At 46.7% G+C, this 15,592-nt stretch carries 14 protein-coding genes; all 14 read left to right on the top strand.

Annotated features, from left to right (window positions below):
• The 14 genes from GXP69_RS03820 (at position 1) to GXP69_RS03885 (ending at position 15,590) form a co-directional block, all read left to right on the top strand.
• On the top strand, positions 1-465 hold the full coding sequence (locus tag GXP69_RS03820; protein ID WP_163912534.1) for a GNAT family N-acetyltransferase: 465 nt from the start codon (positions 1-3) through the stop codon (positions 463-465).
• Positions 466-683: 218 nt separating this feature from the next.
• The gene (gene secA / locus GXP69_RS03825) at positions 684-4,055 is read left to right on the top strand and encodes a preprotein translocase subunit SecA (RefSeq protein WP_163912536.1); all 3,372 of its coding nucleotides are present in this window, start codon (positions 684-686) and stop codon (positions 4,053-4,055) included.
• 98 nt (positions 4,056-4,153) lie between these two features.
• Positions 4,154-4,819 carry a deoxyribose-phosphate aldolase gene (gene deoC, locus GXP69_RS03830; RefSeq protein WP_163912538.1) on the top strand — a complete coding sequence of 222 codons (666 nt, stop codon included), beginning with the start codon at positions 4,154-4,156 and terminating at the stop codon, positions 4,817-4,819.
• Positions 4,803-5,306, top strand: coding sequence for a sporulation protein (locus GXP69_RS03835; RefSeq protein ID WP_163912540.1), 504 nt, complete (start codon positions 4,803-4,805; stop codon positions 5,304-5,306). Before deoC ends, GXP69_RS03835 begins: the two co-directional genes overlap by 17 nt.
• A gap of 442 nt (positions 5,307-5,748) precedes the next feature.
• Positions 5,749-6,936 carry a M20 metallopeptidase family protein gene (locus GXP69_RS03840; RefSeq protein ID WP_204281923.1) on the top strand — a complete coding sequence of 396 codons (1,188 nt, stop codon included), beginning with the start codon at positions 5,749-5,751 and terminating at the stop codon, positions 6,934-6,936.
• A gap of 9 nt (positions 6,937-6,945) precedes the next feature.
• Complete coding sequence (locus GXP69_RS03845) at positions 6,946-7,500, top strand: hypothetical protein (RefSeq protein WP_163912544.1); 555 nt, start codon at positions 6,946-6,948, stop codon at positions 7,498-7,500.
• A 2-nt stretch (positions 7,501-7,502) separates the two neighbouring features.
• Positions 7,503-8,294, top strand: a complete 792-nt coding sequence (locus GXP69_RS03850) for a DUF2490 domain-containing protein (RefSeq protein ID WP_163912546.1) — start codon at positions 7,503-7,505, stop codon at positions 8,292-8,294.
• 153 nt (positions 8,295-8,447) lie between these two features.
• A complete protein-coding gene (locus GXP69_RS03855; protein ID WP_163912548.1) occupies positions 8,448-8,963 on the top strand; it encodes an Hsp20/alpha crystallin family protein in 516 nt (171 codons plus the stop codon).
• 170 nt (positions 8,964-9,133) lie between these two features.
• Positions 9,134-10,648: a Do family serine endopeptidase gene (locus GXP69_RS03860; RefSeq protein ID WP_163912550.1), complete on the top strand. Its 1,515-nt coding sequence runs from the start codon at positions 9,134-9,136 to the stop codon at positions 10,646-10,648.
• A gap of 137 nt (positions 10,649-10,785) precedes the next feature.
• Positions 10,786-12,363 (top strand): L-piperidine-6-carboxylate dehydrogenase, encoded by a 1,578-nt coding sequence (amaB, locus tag GXP69_RS03865; protein ID WP_163912552.1) that lies wholly within the window; start codon positions 10,786-10,788, stop codon positions 12,361-12,363.
• 403 nt (positions 12,364-12,766) lie between these two features.
• A complete protein-coding gene (locus tag GXP69_RS03870; protein WP_163912554.1) occupies positions 12,767-13,327 on the top strand; it encodes an RNA polymerase sigma factor in 561 nt (186 codons plus the stop codon).
• A 24-nt stretch (positions 13,328-13,351) separates the two neighbouring features.
• Positions 13,352-13,984: a hypothetical protein gene (locus tag GXP69_RS03875; RefSeq protein WP_163912556.1), complete on the top strand. Its 633-nt coding sequence runs from the start codon at positions 13,352-13,354 to the stop codon at positions 13,982-13,984.
• On the top strand, positions 13,977-15,059 hold the full coding sequence (locus GXP69_RS03880) for a DUF4097 family beta strand repeat-containing protein (protein ID WP_163912558.1): 1,083 nt from the start codon (positions 13,977-13,979) through the stop codon (positions 15,057-15,059). Before GXP69_RS03875 ends, GXP69_RS03880 begins: the two co-directional genes overlap by 8 nt.
• 108 nt (positions 15,060-15,167) lie before the next feature.
• A complete protein-coding gene (locus GXP69_RS03885) occupies positions 15,168-15,590 on the top strand; it encodes a RidA family protein (RefSeq protein ID WP_163912560.1) in 423 nt (140 codons plus the stop codon).
• Positions 15,591-15,592: the final 2 nt, after the last annotated feature.

The following is a 15,592-nucleotide window of genomic DNA, read 5'->3' on the forward strand; positions in this document are numbered from 1 at the left end:
ATGCTGTTCCGGAGGGCAACTATAGCCGACATTGCCGGTATGTCGCGGGTGCGGATGGCGGTAAAGGAAAATATTCTTTCTAACCCCGACTTGGTTACGCCTGCATCTTACCGCGAGATGATAGAAGAGAAAGGCGCAGGCTGGGTGTGTGAAGTAGACCAGGCTATAGTTGGTTTTGCTATAGTTGATCTTTCGGATGCCAACATCTGGGCGCTGTTTGTAGACCCCAACCACGACAAGAAAGGCATTGGCAGAAAACTGCATGACCTGATGCTGAACTATAGTTTTGAGCAGGGAACTGACAAACTATGGCTTTCAACCGGCCCCGGAACCAGAGCAGAATCTTTCTATCGCAAAGCCGGCTGGCAGCAAACTGGTGTCACAAAAAGCGGTGAAATAAGGTTTGAAATGGAGCGTGGTGACTATAATACTATAATCGCTGTATCAAGACAGTCAACGCTCTAACACCTCAGTCACAAAAACCTACCTGTTTTGTCAGAGTTGCTTAGCCGCGTACAACTATAAATAGTAAAACCTCTATGCTTTATCGGTAAATATGTCAGATATCATGAACAGTAATTAATATGGTATTGTTTTAGTACAGAACATTAGAAATATCGGAAAAACCCCTATTTTTGACGATATTGCAAACAGAAGATTTCATTTAAGAACAACCGACACAGATGTTTGATTTTTTCGGTAAAACCGTTGCGAAACTATTCGGAACCAAGTCCGACAGAGATATAAAAGAGGTAGTACCTTATGTATCTAAAATAAACCAGGAGTACGCAAAACTTACTAGCCTTACGGATGATCAGCTGCGGCAGAAGACTGCTGAGATCAAAGGTATTATAGATGAGCGTCTGAAGCCTGTTGATGAAAAGATTGCCGCTCTGTACAAGCGCGTAGCCGAAGAAACGGAGCTGAACATTGTGCAGAAAGAAGCCATTTTTGCTGAAATAGACGAACTGGAAAAACAGCGCAACAAAGACCTGGAAGTAGTGCTGATGGAAGTGCTGCCTGTCGGGTTTGCTATAGTTAAAGAAACCGCCCGCCGCTGGAAAGAAAACGGCCAGTTGGTAGTTACCGCTACCGATATGGACCGCGCCATTTCTGCCCGCAAACCAAACGTACAGCTCGATGGCGATAAAGCGATCTGGGCAAATAAGTGGGAAGCTGCAGGCAACGAAATTACCTGGGACATGCTGCATTACGATGTACAGCTGATTGGTGGTATTGTGCTGCACCAGGGTAAAATTGCCGAGATGGCGACCGGTGAAGGTAAAACCTTAGTGGCAACCCTGCCAGCTTACCTGAATGCATTGGCCGGTCGTGGCGTACACGTGGTAACAGTTAACGACTACCTTGCCCGTCGTGACTCGGAGTGGATGGCACCTCTGTTTGAGTTCCATGGCTTAACTATAGACTGTATAGATAAACACCAGCCAAACTCCGAAGCCCGCCGCAACGCCTACAAAGCAGACATCACCTACGGTACAAACAACGAGTTCGGCTTCGATTACCTGCGCGATAACATGGCCCGCGAGCCACAAGACCTGGTGCAGCGCAAGCACCATTACGCCATGGTCGATGAGGTTGACTCTGTATTGATCGACGATGCCCGTACGCCGCTGATCATTTCCGGTCCGATTCCGCGTGGCGATGAGCACGAATTCCATATCCTGAAGCCACGCGTTGCCATGCTGGTAGACGCGCAGCGTAAGGTTGTTAATAACTTCCTGACCGAGGCCAAGCGCCTGATCAAAGAAGGAAATACACAGGATGGCGGACTTGCCCTGTTCCGCGCTTACCGCGGTCTGCCTAAGAGCAAGCCGATTATCAAATTCCTGAGCGAGACTGGTAACCGTGCCATCATGCAGAAGATAGAGAACTTCTACCTGCAGGATAACTCACGGCAGATGCCACAAGCTGATGAGCCGCTTTACTTCACGATTGATGAGAAGCACAACCAGATCGAGCTTACCGAGCGTGGCGTTGACCTGATCACAGGGCAGGGCGAAGACCCGAACTTCTTTATCATGCCGGACATCGGTATGGAAATAGCCGAGATCGAAAACAACAAGGCAATCTCGCATGAGGAGCAGCTGCACGCAAAAGAAAAGCTGATCGCTGACTTCCAGGAGAAATCAAAGCGCATCCATACTATAAACCAGTTACTGAAGGCATACACCCTGTTCGAGAAAGATACAGAGTACATTGTTACGCCGGATAACAAGGTTAAAATTGTAGATGAGCAGACGGGCCGTGTAATGGAAGGCCGCCGTTATTCTGACGGCTTACACCAGGCTATTGAAGCGAAAGAGAATGTGAAGGTAGAAGATGCCACACAGACTTACGCTACCGTTACGCTGCAGAACTACTTCCGTATGTACCACAAACTGGCTGGTATGACGGGTACTGCCGAAACTGAAGCAGGCGAGTTCTGGGACATCTACAAACTAGACGTGGTAGTGATACCTACCAACCGTGCAATTGCCAGAAAAGATGAGCACGACAAAGTATACAAGACTGTTCGTGAGAAATATAATGCCGTTGCCGACGAGATCGTAGCTTTAACAGAAGCTGGTCGTCCGGTGCTGGTTGGTACTACTTCGGTAGAGATTTCGGAGTTGCTGAGCCGTATGCTTACGCTTCGTAAGATCAGGCACCAGGTACTGAACGCTAAAATGCACCAGAAAGAAGCTGAAATTGTGGCAGAAGCTGGTAAAGCAAGCACGGTAACGATAGCTACTAACATGGCTGGCCGTGGTACTGACATTAAGCTTACGCCAGAGTCTAAGGCAGCCGGTGGTCTGGCCATTATCGGTACAGAGCGTCACGAATCCCGCCGCGTAGACCGCCAGTTGCGTGGTCGTGCCGGTCGCCAGGGTGACCCGGGTTCTTCGCAGTTCTTCGTGAGCTTGGAAGATAACCTGATGCGTCTTTTCGGGTCTGACAGAATTGCCCGCCTGATGGACCGTATGGGTCTGGAAGAAGGCGAAGTGATTCAGCACTCGATGATCACCAACTCTATTGAGCGTGCACAGAAGAAAGTAGAAGAGAACAACTTCGGGCAGCGTAAGCGACTGCTGGAGTACGACGACGTGATGAACGCTCAGCGTGAAGTGGTGTACAAACGCCGCCGTAACGCACTGTATGGCGAGCGTCTTGAGCTTGATATCTGGAACATGATCTACGATATCAGCGAAGAAGTGATCGTGAGCTATAAAAACATCAACGACTACGAAAACTTCCAGCTGCATGTACTGCGTGTATTCGGTATTGAGAGCGCTATCACAACAGAAGAGTTTAAAACTGTACAAGCTAACCAACTGGTAGAGCGCCTATACAACGAAGCCCTGAACCATTATCTGACACGTAACAAGCAGATAGCGGACCATGCTTTCCCGATCATCGCGGATATTCACCAGAACCGTGGCCCGATGATTGAAAACGTGGCAGTGCCGTTTACGGATGGTAAGCGCCAGTTAGCCGCTGTTGCCAACCTGACAAAAGCATACGAAACCCATGCCATGGAACTGATCCGTTCTATGGAGAAAATCATCACGCTGGGAACTATAGATCAGGCCTGGACAGAACACCTGCGCCAGATGGACGACCTGAAGCAGAGTGTGCAGAATGCTGTGTACGAGCAGAAGGATCCACTGTTGATCTATAAGTTTGAGTCGTTTGAGCTGTTCAAGCGCATGATTGGTAAAGTAAACGAGCAGACCATCGAATTCCTGTTCAAAGCTTTTATACCGGTTCAGGCTCCTGACCAGGTGCAGGCACCTCGTCCGCAGCAGGCTCCAAAAGCCCCTGTACTGAAAGAGCAGAAGCAGGAAGTGCATTCTTCTTTAGAGAACCAGGCAGGGCATACCTCCATGCCGGCTCCTGAACCAGAGAAAGTGATGCCGGCTCACTCGCAAAAGGTGGCAGGCCGCAACGACCGCGTAAGCGTGCAGTATTCGGATGGCCGCGTGCTGAAAGACGTTAAATACAAAACTGTAGAAGACGACCTGTTGCACAACCGCTGTGTACTGATCGAAGAATAAAAAAACGGCAGCCACTAACTTAAATTAGTGGCTGCTTTATGTTTACACAAAATTCAGGAAGACATAAGCGAGCGTCTTTTGTCCTTCATTTTAAAACTATGGCAGGAAATCTTGCTTCTTATATAGATCACACCATTCTTAAGCCTGATGCTACCGAAGCACAGGTGCTGCAGTTATGCGACGAGGCGCGCAACTATAGTTTTGCCGCAGTATGTATTCCTCCGTGTTACGTGCAAATCGCTGCCGATCGCCTGAAAGGTACTGAGGTAAAAGTAGCAACCGTAGTTGGCTTTCCGTTGGGGTACCAGCATCACAAAGTAAAGTTTTTGGAAACACACCAGGCTATTGCCGATGGCGCCACCGAAATTGATGTTGTAATCAACGTGTCAGCATTCAAATCCGGTAAGTACAGCGAAGTAGAAAACGAGCTGAGCGAGCTTGCCAAGTTCTGCCATTTAAAGGATGTGGAGCTGAAAGTGATTATCGAAACGGCGCTACTTACGGAGGAAGAGATTGTAAAAGCCTGCGAGCTTTGTGCGAATGCCGGCGTAGATTACGTTAAAACCTCAACTGGTTTTGCGGCTGCTGGTGCTACAGTAGCACACGTAGAGCTGATGCGCCGTGTATTGCCGGCACATATAAAAATTAAAGCTGCCGGTGGTATCAGAACATTCGAGGATGCACAGGCGTTAATTAAGGCGGGCGCCGACAGGTTAGGCTGCTCAGCCAGTATTCAAATAGTTACCCATGAACAGAATAATTAACCTCTTACTTTCGCTGGTTATCGTTTTTACCACAGCTGCTTGCGCGTCATCGGCGGGTACGGCTGATAAAACTGTAAAGTCCGGCGGAAAAGATAAAGTAGTAGAAGACCTGAGTATTTACCGGCCAAAATATAACACCTCAGAAGAAGCAGCACCGGTTGCGCGTATAGAGCCAACCAACCACGTAAACAAAAAAGTGGAAGTATTGATGGACACCGTAGCCAGCGTAAACAAAAATATAAAGTATGCGCAGGGTTATCGCATTTTGGCCTACAATGGCTCTGAAAGGCAAACCGTAATGAACCTGCGTAAATCTATAGCCCGCCGTGTGCCGGAAGTAAAAGATTATCTGACTTATACACAGCCCAACTTCAGGTTAAAAGTAGGGGATTTCTTTTCCCGATTGGAAGCCCAGCAGGTACTTAACGAAATCTCTGACCTGATTCCCAATGCCCAGATCGTACAGGACCAGATCAACATAAAGTAGGTAACAGCCTTAAACTATAAAAGAACGTTGCAGCCAAACAGGTTCGCAGCGTTTTTTATTTTTGCTACCTTTAGTATGGAAAAACTATAACAAGAGCATCTTAGCCCATATCAAACTTATGGCCCAGCTAAACTTCTAATCATTCAGTAAAGAAACTTGGTAAAGGTATCTTAAGCCTATGCAACTGGCCGACAAGATCCTTTCAGGATGACAAAATGAGTAGAATGAGATGACCCTGCCTTCAAGAGAGGATTTTGTCAGATATTGTAAATCTATAAATTGGAATTACACATTACTGAGTGTCCCACATCAAACGGGGTAGAAGATGACAACCCAAGAGCGCAAACTATAAAATTATAGTTTCAACTATATTAAAAGGAAAAATTCCCCTCTCAGGAGGGGCTGGGGTGGGTTTATACTTTCCCCTGCAACAATGGAACACATGAACACAGCAGATAAAATAAAACAACTGGCAAAAGTGTATGCGCCTGAAATAGTGCAGGTGCGCCGCCACATACACGCCAACCCGGAACTTAGCTTTGAGGAGTATAATACCGCTGCCTATGTAAAGCAAACGCTGGCAAACTATGGGATTGCCTCAGAAACGATGGCAGAAACCGGGCTGGTAGCTTTAATAAAAGGCAAAAACCCCGAAAAGAAAACAATTGCCCTGCGTGCCGACCTGGATGCACTTCCTATAGTTGAAGCCAATGAAGTAGACTATAGATCGAAGAACCAGGGCGTAATGCATGCTTGTGGGCATGATGTGCACACGGCCTCGTTGCTGGGTGCGGCTCGTATTCTGCAGGAACTCCGCGATACGTTTGAAGGAACTATAAAACTGGTATTTCAGCCGGGCGAAGAAAAGTTTCCGGGTGGTGCATCCATCATGATAAAAGAAGGTGTGCTGCAAAACCCGGCCCCGGAAGGTATCATAGGGCAACACGTGTTTCCGTTGCTGCAGGCTGGTAAAGTAGGCTTTAAATCGGGGATGTACATGGCCAGCGCCGATGAGATCTATATTACAGTAAAAGGCAAAGGTGGCCACGCCGCTTTACCTGAAATGAACATCGATCCGGTTCTGATATCCGCGCACCTTATAGTTGCTCTGCAGCAGATTGTAAGCCGCTACGCCAGTCCAAAAGTGCCAACAGTACTATCATTCGGTAAACTGGAAGCTAAAGGTGCCACCAACGTCATCCCGAACGAAGTAAAAATTGAGGGCACTTTCCGGACCATGAACGAAACCTGGAGAAGGGAAGCGCATCAGAAAATAAAGAAACTCGCCGAAAGCCTTTGCGAAAGTATGGGCGGCAGCTGCGATATCGACATCAAGAATGGCTATCCCTTTTTGCAAAACGACCCGGAACTGACTGGTCGTACACGCCAGGCCGCCGAACTATACCTGGGCGAAGAGAATGTTGTAGACCTGGACCTGTGGATGGGCGCCGAAGATTTTGCTTATTACTCGCAGGAAGTACCGGCATGCTTTTACCGCCTAGGTACACGCAACGAAGCCCGTGGTATTACATCCGGGGTGCACACACCAACGTTTGATATAGACGAATCAGCGCTGGAGATAAGCATCGGGCTGATGGCTTTTGTAGCCTTACAGGAGTTGAACGCTTAAACTATAGGTATGAGGAATTTCCTGGTTATATGTAGTTGTATCCTGCTATTGGCTTGTAGCGCCGCAGAGCAGGATGGAGGGCAGGTTGGAAGCGAAACTATAGAGGTAAGCGGTACAGTACTTACCTCTAACATGGTGCTACACCCGTTTTCTGACCCTGCTAAACAGGATACGTTCAGAATTAAGTTGGTAGGTGACTCGATACATATGGCTATGGCAACTTTTGAGATTGTGGGTCATGATGGCAGGGTGTTGTATAGCGAATCTTTCTCGGCCAATTATCTGCTTAACTATGATACGCCGCTTAACCCGACCCCAACTCAGCGCGACGAGTTTATCCTTAACCGGATCGATACTTTCTTTGATGAAGCGAACTTTAAAGTTCCGGCCATAACTGCTGATATGACATTTGATTCCAACTATGGAAATGAAGCGATCTGGGAAGAAATTGAAGCAGATGAAACCGCTATTGGCTTTTATTACCTGATCGGCAAGGAAGATGGGCGTTGGATAGCTTACTCTAAACCACAGCAAAAAGTGGTACTATACTTTAACTGCTGCTAAGCATGAACAAACTATACATTTTACTGCTACTTGTGCTACCGGCAACCGCAATGGCCCAAAGCAAAATTGCTGCCCCTACGGGTATTTGGCCGGAGTTGCAGTTAAGCGCCGATGTAGGAGAAGATGGCGTGCTATTTATTCGGAACCAATACCGCATCAGCACCGACAGCCGATATAACGATCTGAAGGATTCGGGTGTGTTGAGCAGCTTTGAGCGTGTAGAGTTTAGCTTGGGGTACGAGCATACCTTCTCTGACCATTGGCGGGCCGGTGCCATTTATCGTTACGCCATCGAAAACTTTCCTGAAACTGCTTTTTATGGACTATTCATTCGCCATAACGGGGCAATAAAAAGCCTGTACTTTAACAAGCAGCTGCTCGCCGAATATACCGACCAGGAAGGGATGGAGGCATTCGGAAGATTTCGGTTTTCGGCAGAACTGGGCAAGCGCTTGCCCCTGAAAAGTAAGTTTGTTACGCCAAGTATAAGCTATGAAGCGCTGCTGCGCTCTGAGTTTGGCAAAGAGGATGATAATGCAGAAGAGCGAACGATAGACCGTACCCGCCTGCGCCTGGGCCTGAACTTTGAGGTGACCGAACGACTGCGCATCAATCCTTATTTTATACGGCAAACGGAGTACTACTATGTGCTGGTGCCCCCCGTTTACGATGAGAGCGAACAGCTTTCAGAAGAGGGCTATACCGCTAAGCGCAACCGGGTAATGCCGGTAGTAGGCCTCACAGTTAAATACACCATCGGTAAGACTCCTCAAACTGCCAGTATTACCTATTAGCCTGCGTGTAACTGTAAAAGCGTCAGTGTTTTATAGTTTCCCTGTATTTTAAAACGACATTATCTCAGGATTTTTAAGGATATTTTGAATGGCATAGTTTTTACTATTCTATAGTTGAAAGTTAATTAAAGGACTTTAAAAAAGGAGGTAACTATGGCACTAACAAGATATTCAGGTATGGAGAATGCCATGCCACAGACATTCAGTTCTATGCTCGACAGATTCTTTAATGAACCAGTAAACACAAGAGGTTTGAGCAGCTTCACTCCACATGTAGATGCCTGCGAAACCGAAAATGGCTACGAAATTGAAGTAGCACTGCCAGGCATCAGAAAAGAAGATATAACTATAGATTTTCAGGAAGGCCGTTTAACCATTTCCGGTGAGCGTAAGTTTGAAAAGCAGGAAGGTAATGGCAAACGTTACCAGATACTGGAGACACAGTATGGCTCTTTTAGCCGTACATTCTATCTGCCTGATAACGTGAATCCTGACCAGATAGCTGCCCGAATGGAAAATGGCATGCTGCAGGTGCACGTGCCCAAAGATGAACATAAAACAATGAAGCGCCGCATCAGCATTACCGATAGCGACGAAGCCGCCGGGAGCAGCACTTCTAAAACAAAAAAAGTAAAAGCTTCAGATAACGGGAAGTCCGTGGAAGCTTAATGATGTTGAATAAAACAAAAAGAGGCCGGGAAAATTTGGCCTCTTTTTTGTTTGTTTATAGATTAGAGTATCTAAGCTTTACTACAAACAGATACTACCGTATACTAAATTAGCGTTGTATATCAGTAATATAGTTTAGATTATATATTAAAAGTTTAAGAAAATAGTACATGAAGACAAAACAGTTTATCGTTGGCCTCACACTCTCAGCCCTGTTAGGCGGTGGTGTTGCAGTAGGTAGCTATAAGCTGCTCGAAGGCGACACCCCTGAAACTACACAGCAACAACAGGTACAGTATCCGAATGTGCGCTATACCAGCGAAATGCGGAGCAGCACAACGGCAGTACCAGAGGGACTTAACTTTATTAAAGCAGCACAGGTATCTACACCGGCTGTAGTTCACGTCATGACCGAGTACAGCGTCCGCTCATCGGACCGCTATAGTAGCCCAATGGATCCGTTCCTGCGCGAGTTTTTTGGCGATGGCTTCGGCGAACGAATTCCGCGAGGCCCGCAGATGGGCTCTGGTTCCGGGGTAATTGTTGCCTCTAACGGTTATATTGTTACAAATAACCACGTAATCGACAAAGCAGATAAAATAGAAGTTGTACTGGACGACAAGCGTAAGTTTGAAGCCACTTTAGTGGGTTCAGATCCGAACACAGACCTTGCGCTGCTGAAGATCAATGCTGACAAACTGCCTGTTATTCGCTACGGAAACTCTGATGACCTGCAGGTAGGTGAGTGGGTACTGGCTGTTGGTAACCCAATGAACCTGACATCAACAGTTACAGCGGGTATTGTAAGTGCCAAAGGCCGTAACATTAATATCCTGAGCACCAACCAGCGTAGCAACGGTCAGATGGGCGACATGACCATCGAATCGTTTATTCAGACAGATGCAGCTGTAAACCCTGGTAACTCAGGTGGTGCACTGGTAAACCTGAACGGCGACCTGGTAGGTATTAACACGGCAATTGCCTCACAAACTGGTTCTTTTGCCGGTTACTCGTTTGCGGTGCCATCAGCTATAGTTAGTAAAGTGGTTGACGATCTGCTCAAGTTCGGTGAAGTACAGCGTGCCTTGCTGGGTGCCAACATTCAGGAAATTGATGCTGCTTTTGCCAAAGAGAAAGGCCTGAAAACACTGAATGGCGTGTATGTTGTTCGCGTTACAGAGAACAGTGGTGCTGAGGATGCCGGTCTTAAAGAAGGCGATGTAATTACCTCTATAAACGGTGTAGGCATCAAAAAATCTTCGCAATTACTGGAGCAGATTGCCCGTTACCGCCCTGGCGATAAAGTAAAAGTGGATTACCTGCGCGATGGCAAGGAGCGTACTGCAAACGTAACACTTAAGAACCTGAATGCCAGCACCGAAATTACCAAACGTGCCACAGCCAAAGCAGTAACTTTTGATGGTGCTACATTTGAGCCTGTAGCCAAGCAGGAAATGAACCGACTGGGTATTGATGGTGGCGCTAAAATTTCAGGTGTGCGAAACAGCAAGTTCCGCGACACTGGTATAAAAGATGGCTTTATTATTACCAGAATAGATAAATACCCTGTGAACCAGCCTTCTGATGTAGAGAAACATCTGAAGAACTTTGAAGGTGGTGTAGTGTATATCGAAGGTGTTTATCCGGATGGACTTAAAGCCTATTACCCGATTGGGAAAGGTTAATCATAATCTGTTAACATACAGAAAGCTTCTGCAAACTTGCAGAAGCTTTTTTATTTTATAGTTTTGTAAAAGACCCTCTTTGTATCACTTATTCCTGCTGCCATCACTACAGCAGGTATCAAACACATATAAAATTTATGAAACAGACCATAGATCAGCTACCGCTACAACAGGAGATTGCTACTGTGCTGAAGCAGCTAGGTATCAAAGAAAGCAACCCTGCTTACAGCACCGGCCTTAAATGGGGCGGCAGCAACAATAAAACCACCCGCGATATCTATTCTCCGGCAGATGGCAACCTGATAGCTACCGTTAACATGGCCACGGCTAAAGATTATGAGCAGGTAATTACCACAGCGCAGGAAGCTTTTAAAACCTGGCGCAAAGTGCCGGCACCAAAACGCGGCGAAATTGTGAGGCAGGTAGGAGAGAAACTACGTGAGCACAAAGAAGCCCTCGGCAAGCTGGTTAGCTACGAAATGGGTAAAATTCTGCAGGAAGGCCTGGGAGAAGTGCAGGAGATGATCGATATCTGTGATTTTGCTGTTGGTTTATCGCGCCAGCTGCACGGTTTTACCATGCATTCCGAGCGTCCGCAGCACCGCATGTACGAGCAGTATCACCCGCTTGGTATAGTTGGTGTTATCTCGGCCTTCAACTTCCCGGTTGCAGTCTGGAGCTGGAACGCCATGCTGGCCGCCGTATGTGGCGACGTTATAGTTTGGAAACCATCTGAAAAAACGCCTTTAACCGCTATTGCCTGCCAGCACATATTAAGAGAAGTACTGGCCGAGAACGAACTGCCGGAAGGTATTTTTAACCTGGTGATAGGTGATGCTGAAATTGGCAGCCTGATGAGCAAGGATACGCGTGTACCATTGGTGTCAGCTACAGGTTCTACCCGGATGGGTAAAAAAGTAGGTGAAGCCGTAGGAGCCCGTTTAGGCCGCTCGTTACTGGAGTTGGGCGGTAACAACGCCATTATAGTTACCGAAAATGCTGATCTGGAGATGGCGCTTCGTGCTATTGTATTTGGTGCCGTAGGTACCTGCGGACAGCGTTGTACCTCTACCCGCCGCATTATAGTGCACGATACCGTTTACGACCAGTTAAAAGAGCGCCTGCTGAAAGTATATGATAATCTGCCAATCGGGCACCCGCTGGACAGCACGACACTGGTTGGCCCACTGATAGACAAAGATGCCGTAAATGCCTTTACCAACGCACTGCAGGAGGTACAGCAGGAGGGCGGTACGTTGCTTATTGGTGGTGAAATACTGAGTGGCGAAAACTATAAAACGGGTACTTATGTAACTCCGGCTATAGTTGAAGCTGAAAACCACTTCGAAATGGTGCAGGAAGAAACTTTTGCTCCGATCCTGTATCTGATCCGGTACAGTGGCGACGTGGAAAATGCAATTGAGCTACAGAATGGTGTGAAGCAAGGCCTGTCGTCATCCATTTTCTCTACCAATCTTTTAGAAACAGAAGCTTTCCTGAGCCATTGGGGTTCTGACTGTGGCATTGCTAACGTAAACATTGGTACATCCGGAGCAGAGATTGGCGGTGCCTTTGGTGGCGAAAAAGATACAGGCGGTGGCCGTGAGTCCGGTTCCGATGCCTGGAGAATTTACATGCGCCGCCAGACCAATACCATTAACTATAGCCGTGAAATGCCACTGGCACAAGGGATTAAGTTCGATATCATGGATTAAGCTATCTGGCCTGGATGAATGAGGAGTCGGGAAATTACAGAATCTGTAGAGACGCAACACCTCGTATCTCCGCTATGAAACTATAGCCCAACTATAGATTTAGAACTGACATCCGATATTTAAATTCCTGTAAATCCAATAATCTATATTATTCAAGGATAAGGCAAGAAGCCAGCTCTGTAAAGGGCTGGCTTTTTTTGTGAATTACCAGCTATAGTAAAGCGAACTATAGTTATAGTTGAGGCAACGTAAGAATATCTGCAAATATTTTGCAACTTGATGCAACCTCCGCCAAATGCTCTTGTCTTTAGTGTGGAAGTAGGGAAGAAAAGAGCAGATGGTATAAATGAAACGGCATTGCCGATGGTGAAATAACAAAATACGGTTCCTAAACTGGAGTAACTTGGAGACATCTACTTATCAGGACGTTAATCAGCAGGTAGTTGAACGGTGCAAGGGTGGCGACAACCGGGCACAGTACGAACTCTATAAGCTATACTCCAAAGCCATGTTCAACGTGAGCATGCGCATCACCAACGATTACGCCGAAGCAGAAGATGTATTGCAGGAAGCGTTCATCAGTGCCTTCAAAAATCTGCACACCTACAAATCCGAAGCTTCATTCGGAAGCTGGCTAAAAAAAATAGTGGTAAATGCTGCCATAAACTCCATCCGGAAAAAACGCTCCGAGCTGGTGCCGATGGATGAGCGCATGGTAGCTGAAGTACCCGATGAGGTGCCCGACGATAACGATGTGGAGTGGCAGATAGACAAAGTACGCCGCGCTATTCAGAGACTTCCCGATGGTTACCGCGTGGTACTGAGCTTGTACCTGCTGGATGGCTACGACCATGCTGAAATAGGCGAGATACTGGGTGTTTCGGAGTCTACTTCAAAATCGCAGTACAGCAGGGCCCGAAAAAAGCTATTGGAAATAATGCGTGAGCCACATTTTGCGGCCTGATTATAGAAACAAACAACAACAAAAATGAAAGATAGACTGAAAGATTTTATAAGTGAGCATCGGGAGGAGTTCGATGTTTACGAGCCGAGGCCTGAGCTGTGGCAGGAGATCTGTCAGCAAATTCCGGCCAAACGCAAAGAAGAAACCAAAGTGATAAAGTTCAGCTTTGGAGACAGCTTCAGCTTTAGCGGAGATATGGCCTTTATGCGCGTTGCTGCCGCTGTTATACTGCTTATTGGTTGTGGCCTGACGTTATGGTTTACAAAACATAACATACCGGAAGGTAACTACACCTTAGCTACAACCAGCAAACCTGCCATACAGAAGATTGCGCCAGAATTAACTGATATAGAAGCTTACTATACAAGCCAGCTAAAACATAAGAAAGAAGAGCTGAGCGCCTACGACCTGAAAGTGCTGGGCCTGGATGAGAAAAGAGGAATAGACCGCGAACTTGCCCGGCTTGACAGCAGCTACATCCAACTTAAGAAGCAATTACTAACTGCCCCCAATACCGACAAAGTGATGAACGCCATGATCCAGAACCTGCAGATACGGATCGAAGTGCTGAATCGCCAGTTGGAAGTATTACAAAAAATAGAGACCCTTCAGAAACAAACAACAGAAGAACAGCTAAACAATGAAACCAATGTATAAATCTCTACGATGCCTGGCCATTCTTTTGGTAATGGCACCTGTTATGGCATTCGGTCGCCAAGCTACCGACGGGCCATCGCTGCCTGTACCTCCTCCGGCACCAGCGCCGGCACCGGCCCCCTGCCAGGGTGCGGCCGTTGCTGTCACTCCTCCTAAGGTTAACGTGCACGTGCAGCCCTCTCACCCGGCTATGGTATTTGATGCCGAAAAGCGCAAGACCTTTGAGAAGACCTATAAGGTAAACAGCTCTGATATGCTGAGTATCGAGAATAAATATGGCCGTGTACACGTGAATACCTGGAATAAGAATGAGATTGTAGTGAAGGTAGATATGATCGCGAAAGCAGGTTCTGAGAGCCGCGCTACCGACATGCTGAACCGTATGAGAATAGAGGAAGCCCGTGATGGCAAAACGATAAGCCTTAAAACTGTGTTTGAACCAGGCCGGACTCCAGGACCAACTTCTTCAGAAATAAACTATACGATATATATGCCTGAGGAAAACGCCATTGCAGTAAAGAATACCTACGGCGATATCTATCTGGCAGCACTAAAAGGCAAGGCCAATATTGACATAAAATATGGCAACTTGAAATGCGACCGTCTAAGTAACCCTAATAACAATTTGAAATTAACCTATGGCAGCGGAAGCTGCAGCTTTATAAATGGCGGCTCGCTACAGGTAGCTTATTTCAACATGAATGTAGCCGATGCAAAATCGCTGAATGGCTACAGTAAATACAGCGATCTGACTATAGGTAGCCTGGGCGAAGAAATTACAATGGAGATGAAGTATGGTTCGTTCCGGGTGAACAACATTAGCAATAAGATTAACAATATAAGGGTAGCCAGTACGTATACTCCTATCTCGCTTAATTTTGCCGATAATACAGCTTTCGACTTTGATGTGAATGTACAGTACGGCAACTTCAAAGTAAACAAAGACCTGGTAAACATCACGTCGATGGAAAAGGATTATACTTCTGCCGATTACAAAGGCCGGTTTGGTAGTAATGCATCCAAAGCTGCGGTTTCTATTACATCGAAATATGGCGATGTGCGCTTTACGCAATAAAAGACCTGTGTTTGTGTAAGTTGTTTTTTTTATAGTTCGGAGCCGGCAACACTGCCGGCTCTTTGCTTTGGGTAACTATAGTTTAGCCTACAATGCTTATATTTGACTATGGCAAATCCAAACGAAGTTCTCAATTCATCTAAAGCACCTGAACCGGTAGGCTTATATCCGCATGCCCGTAAAGTGGGTAATCTGTTATTCTTATCTGGCGTAGGCCCACGCGAGCGCGGCTCTAAGAAAATACCCGGTGTAGAGCTGGACGAGGCTGGCAACATTCTTTCTTACGACATTGAAGCGCAGTGCCACTCTGTTTTCCAGAATGTGCGCTACATTTTAGAAGATGCGGGTTCTGGTTGGGACAAACTGGTGGATGTAACGGTATTCCTGACAAACATGAAAGCTGATTTTGCCACCTACAACCGCATTTACGCCGAGTATTTCAAAGATAATCAGCCTTGCCGCACAACAGTAGAAATCAATAGCCTGCCTACACCAATTGCTATTGAGCTGAAGTGTATCGCCACGATCTAGTT

Origin of the sequence: Pontibacter burrus, from assembly GCF_010686685.1 — a bacterium.
Lineage (GTDB): Bacteria > Bacteroidota > Bacteroidia > Cytophagales > Hymenobacteraceae > Pontibacter > Pontibacter burrus.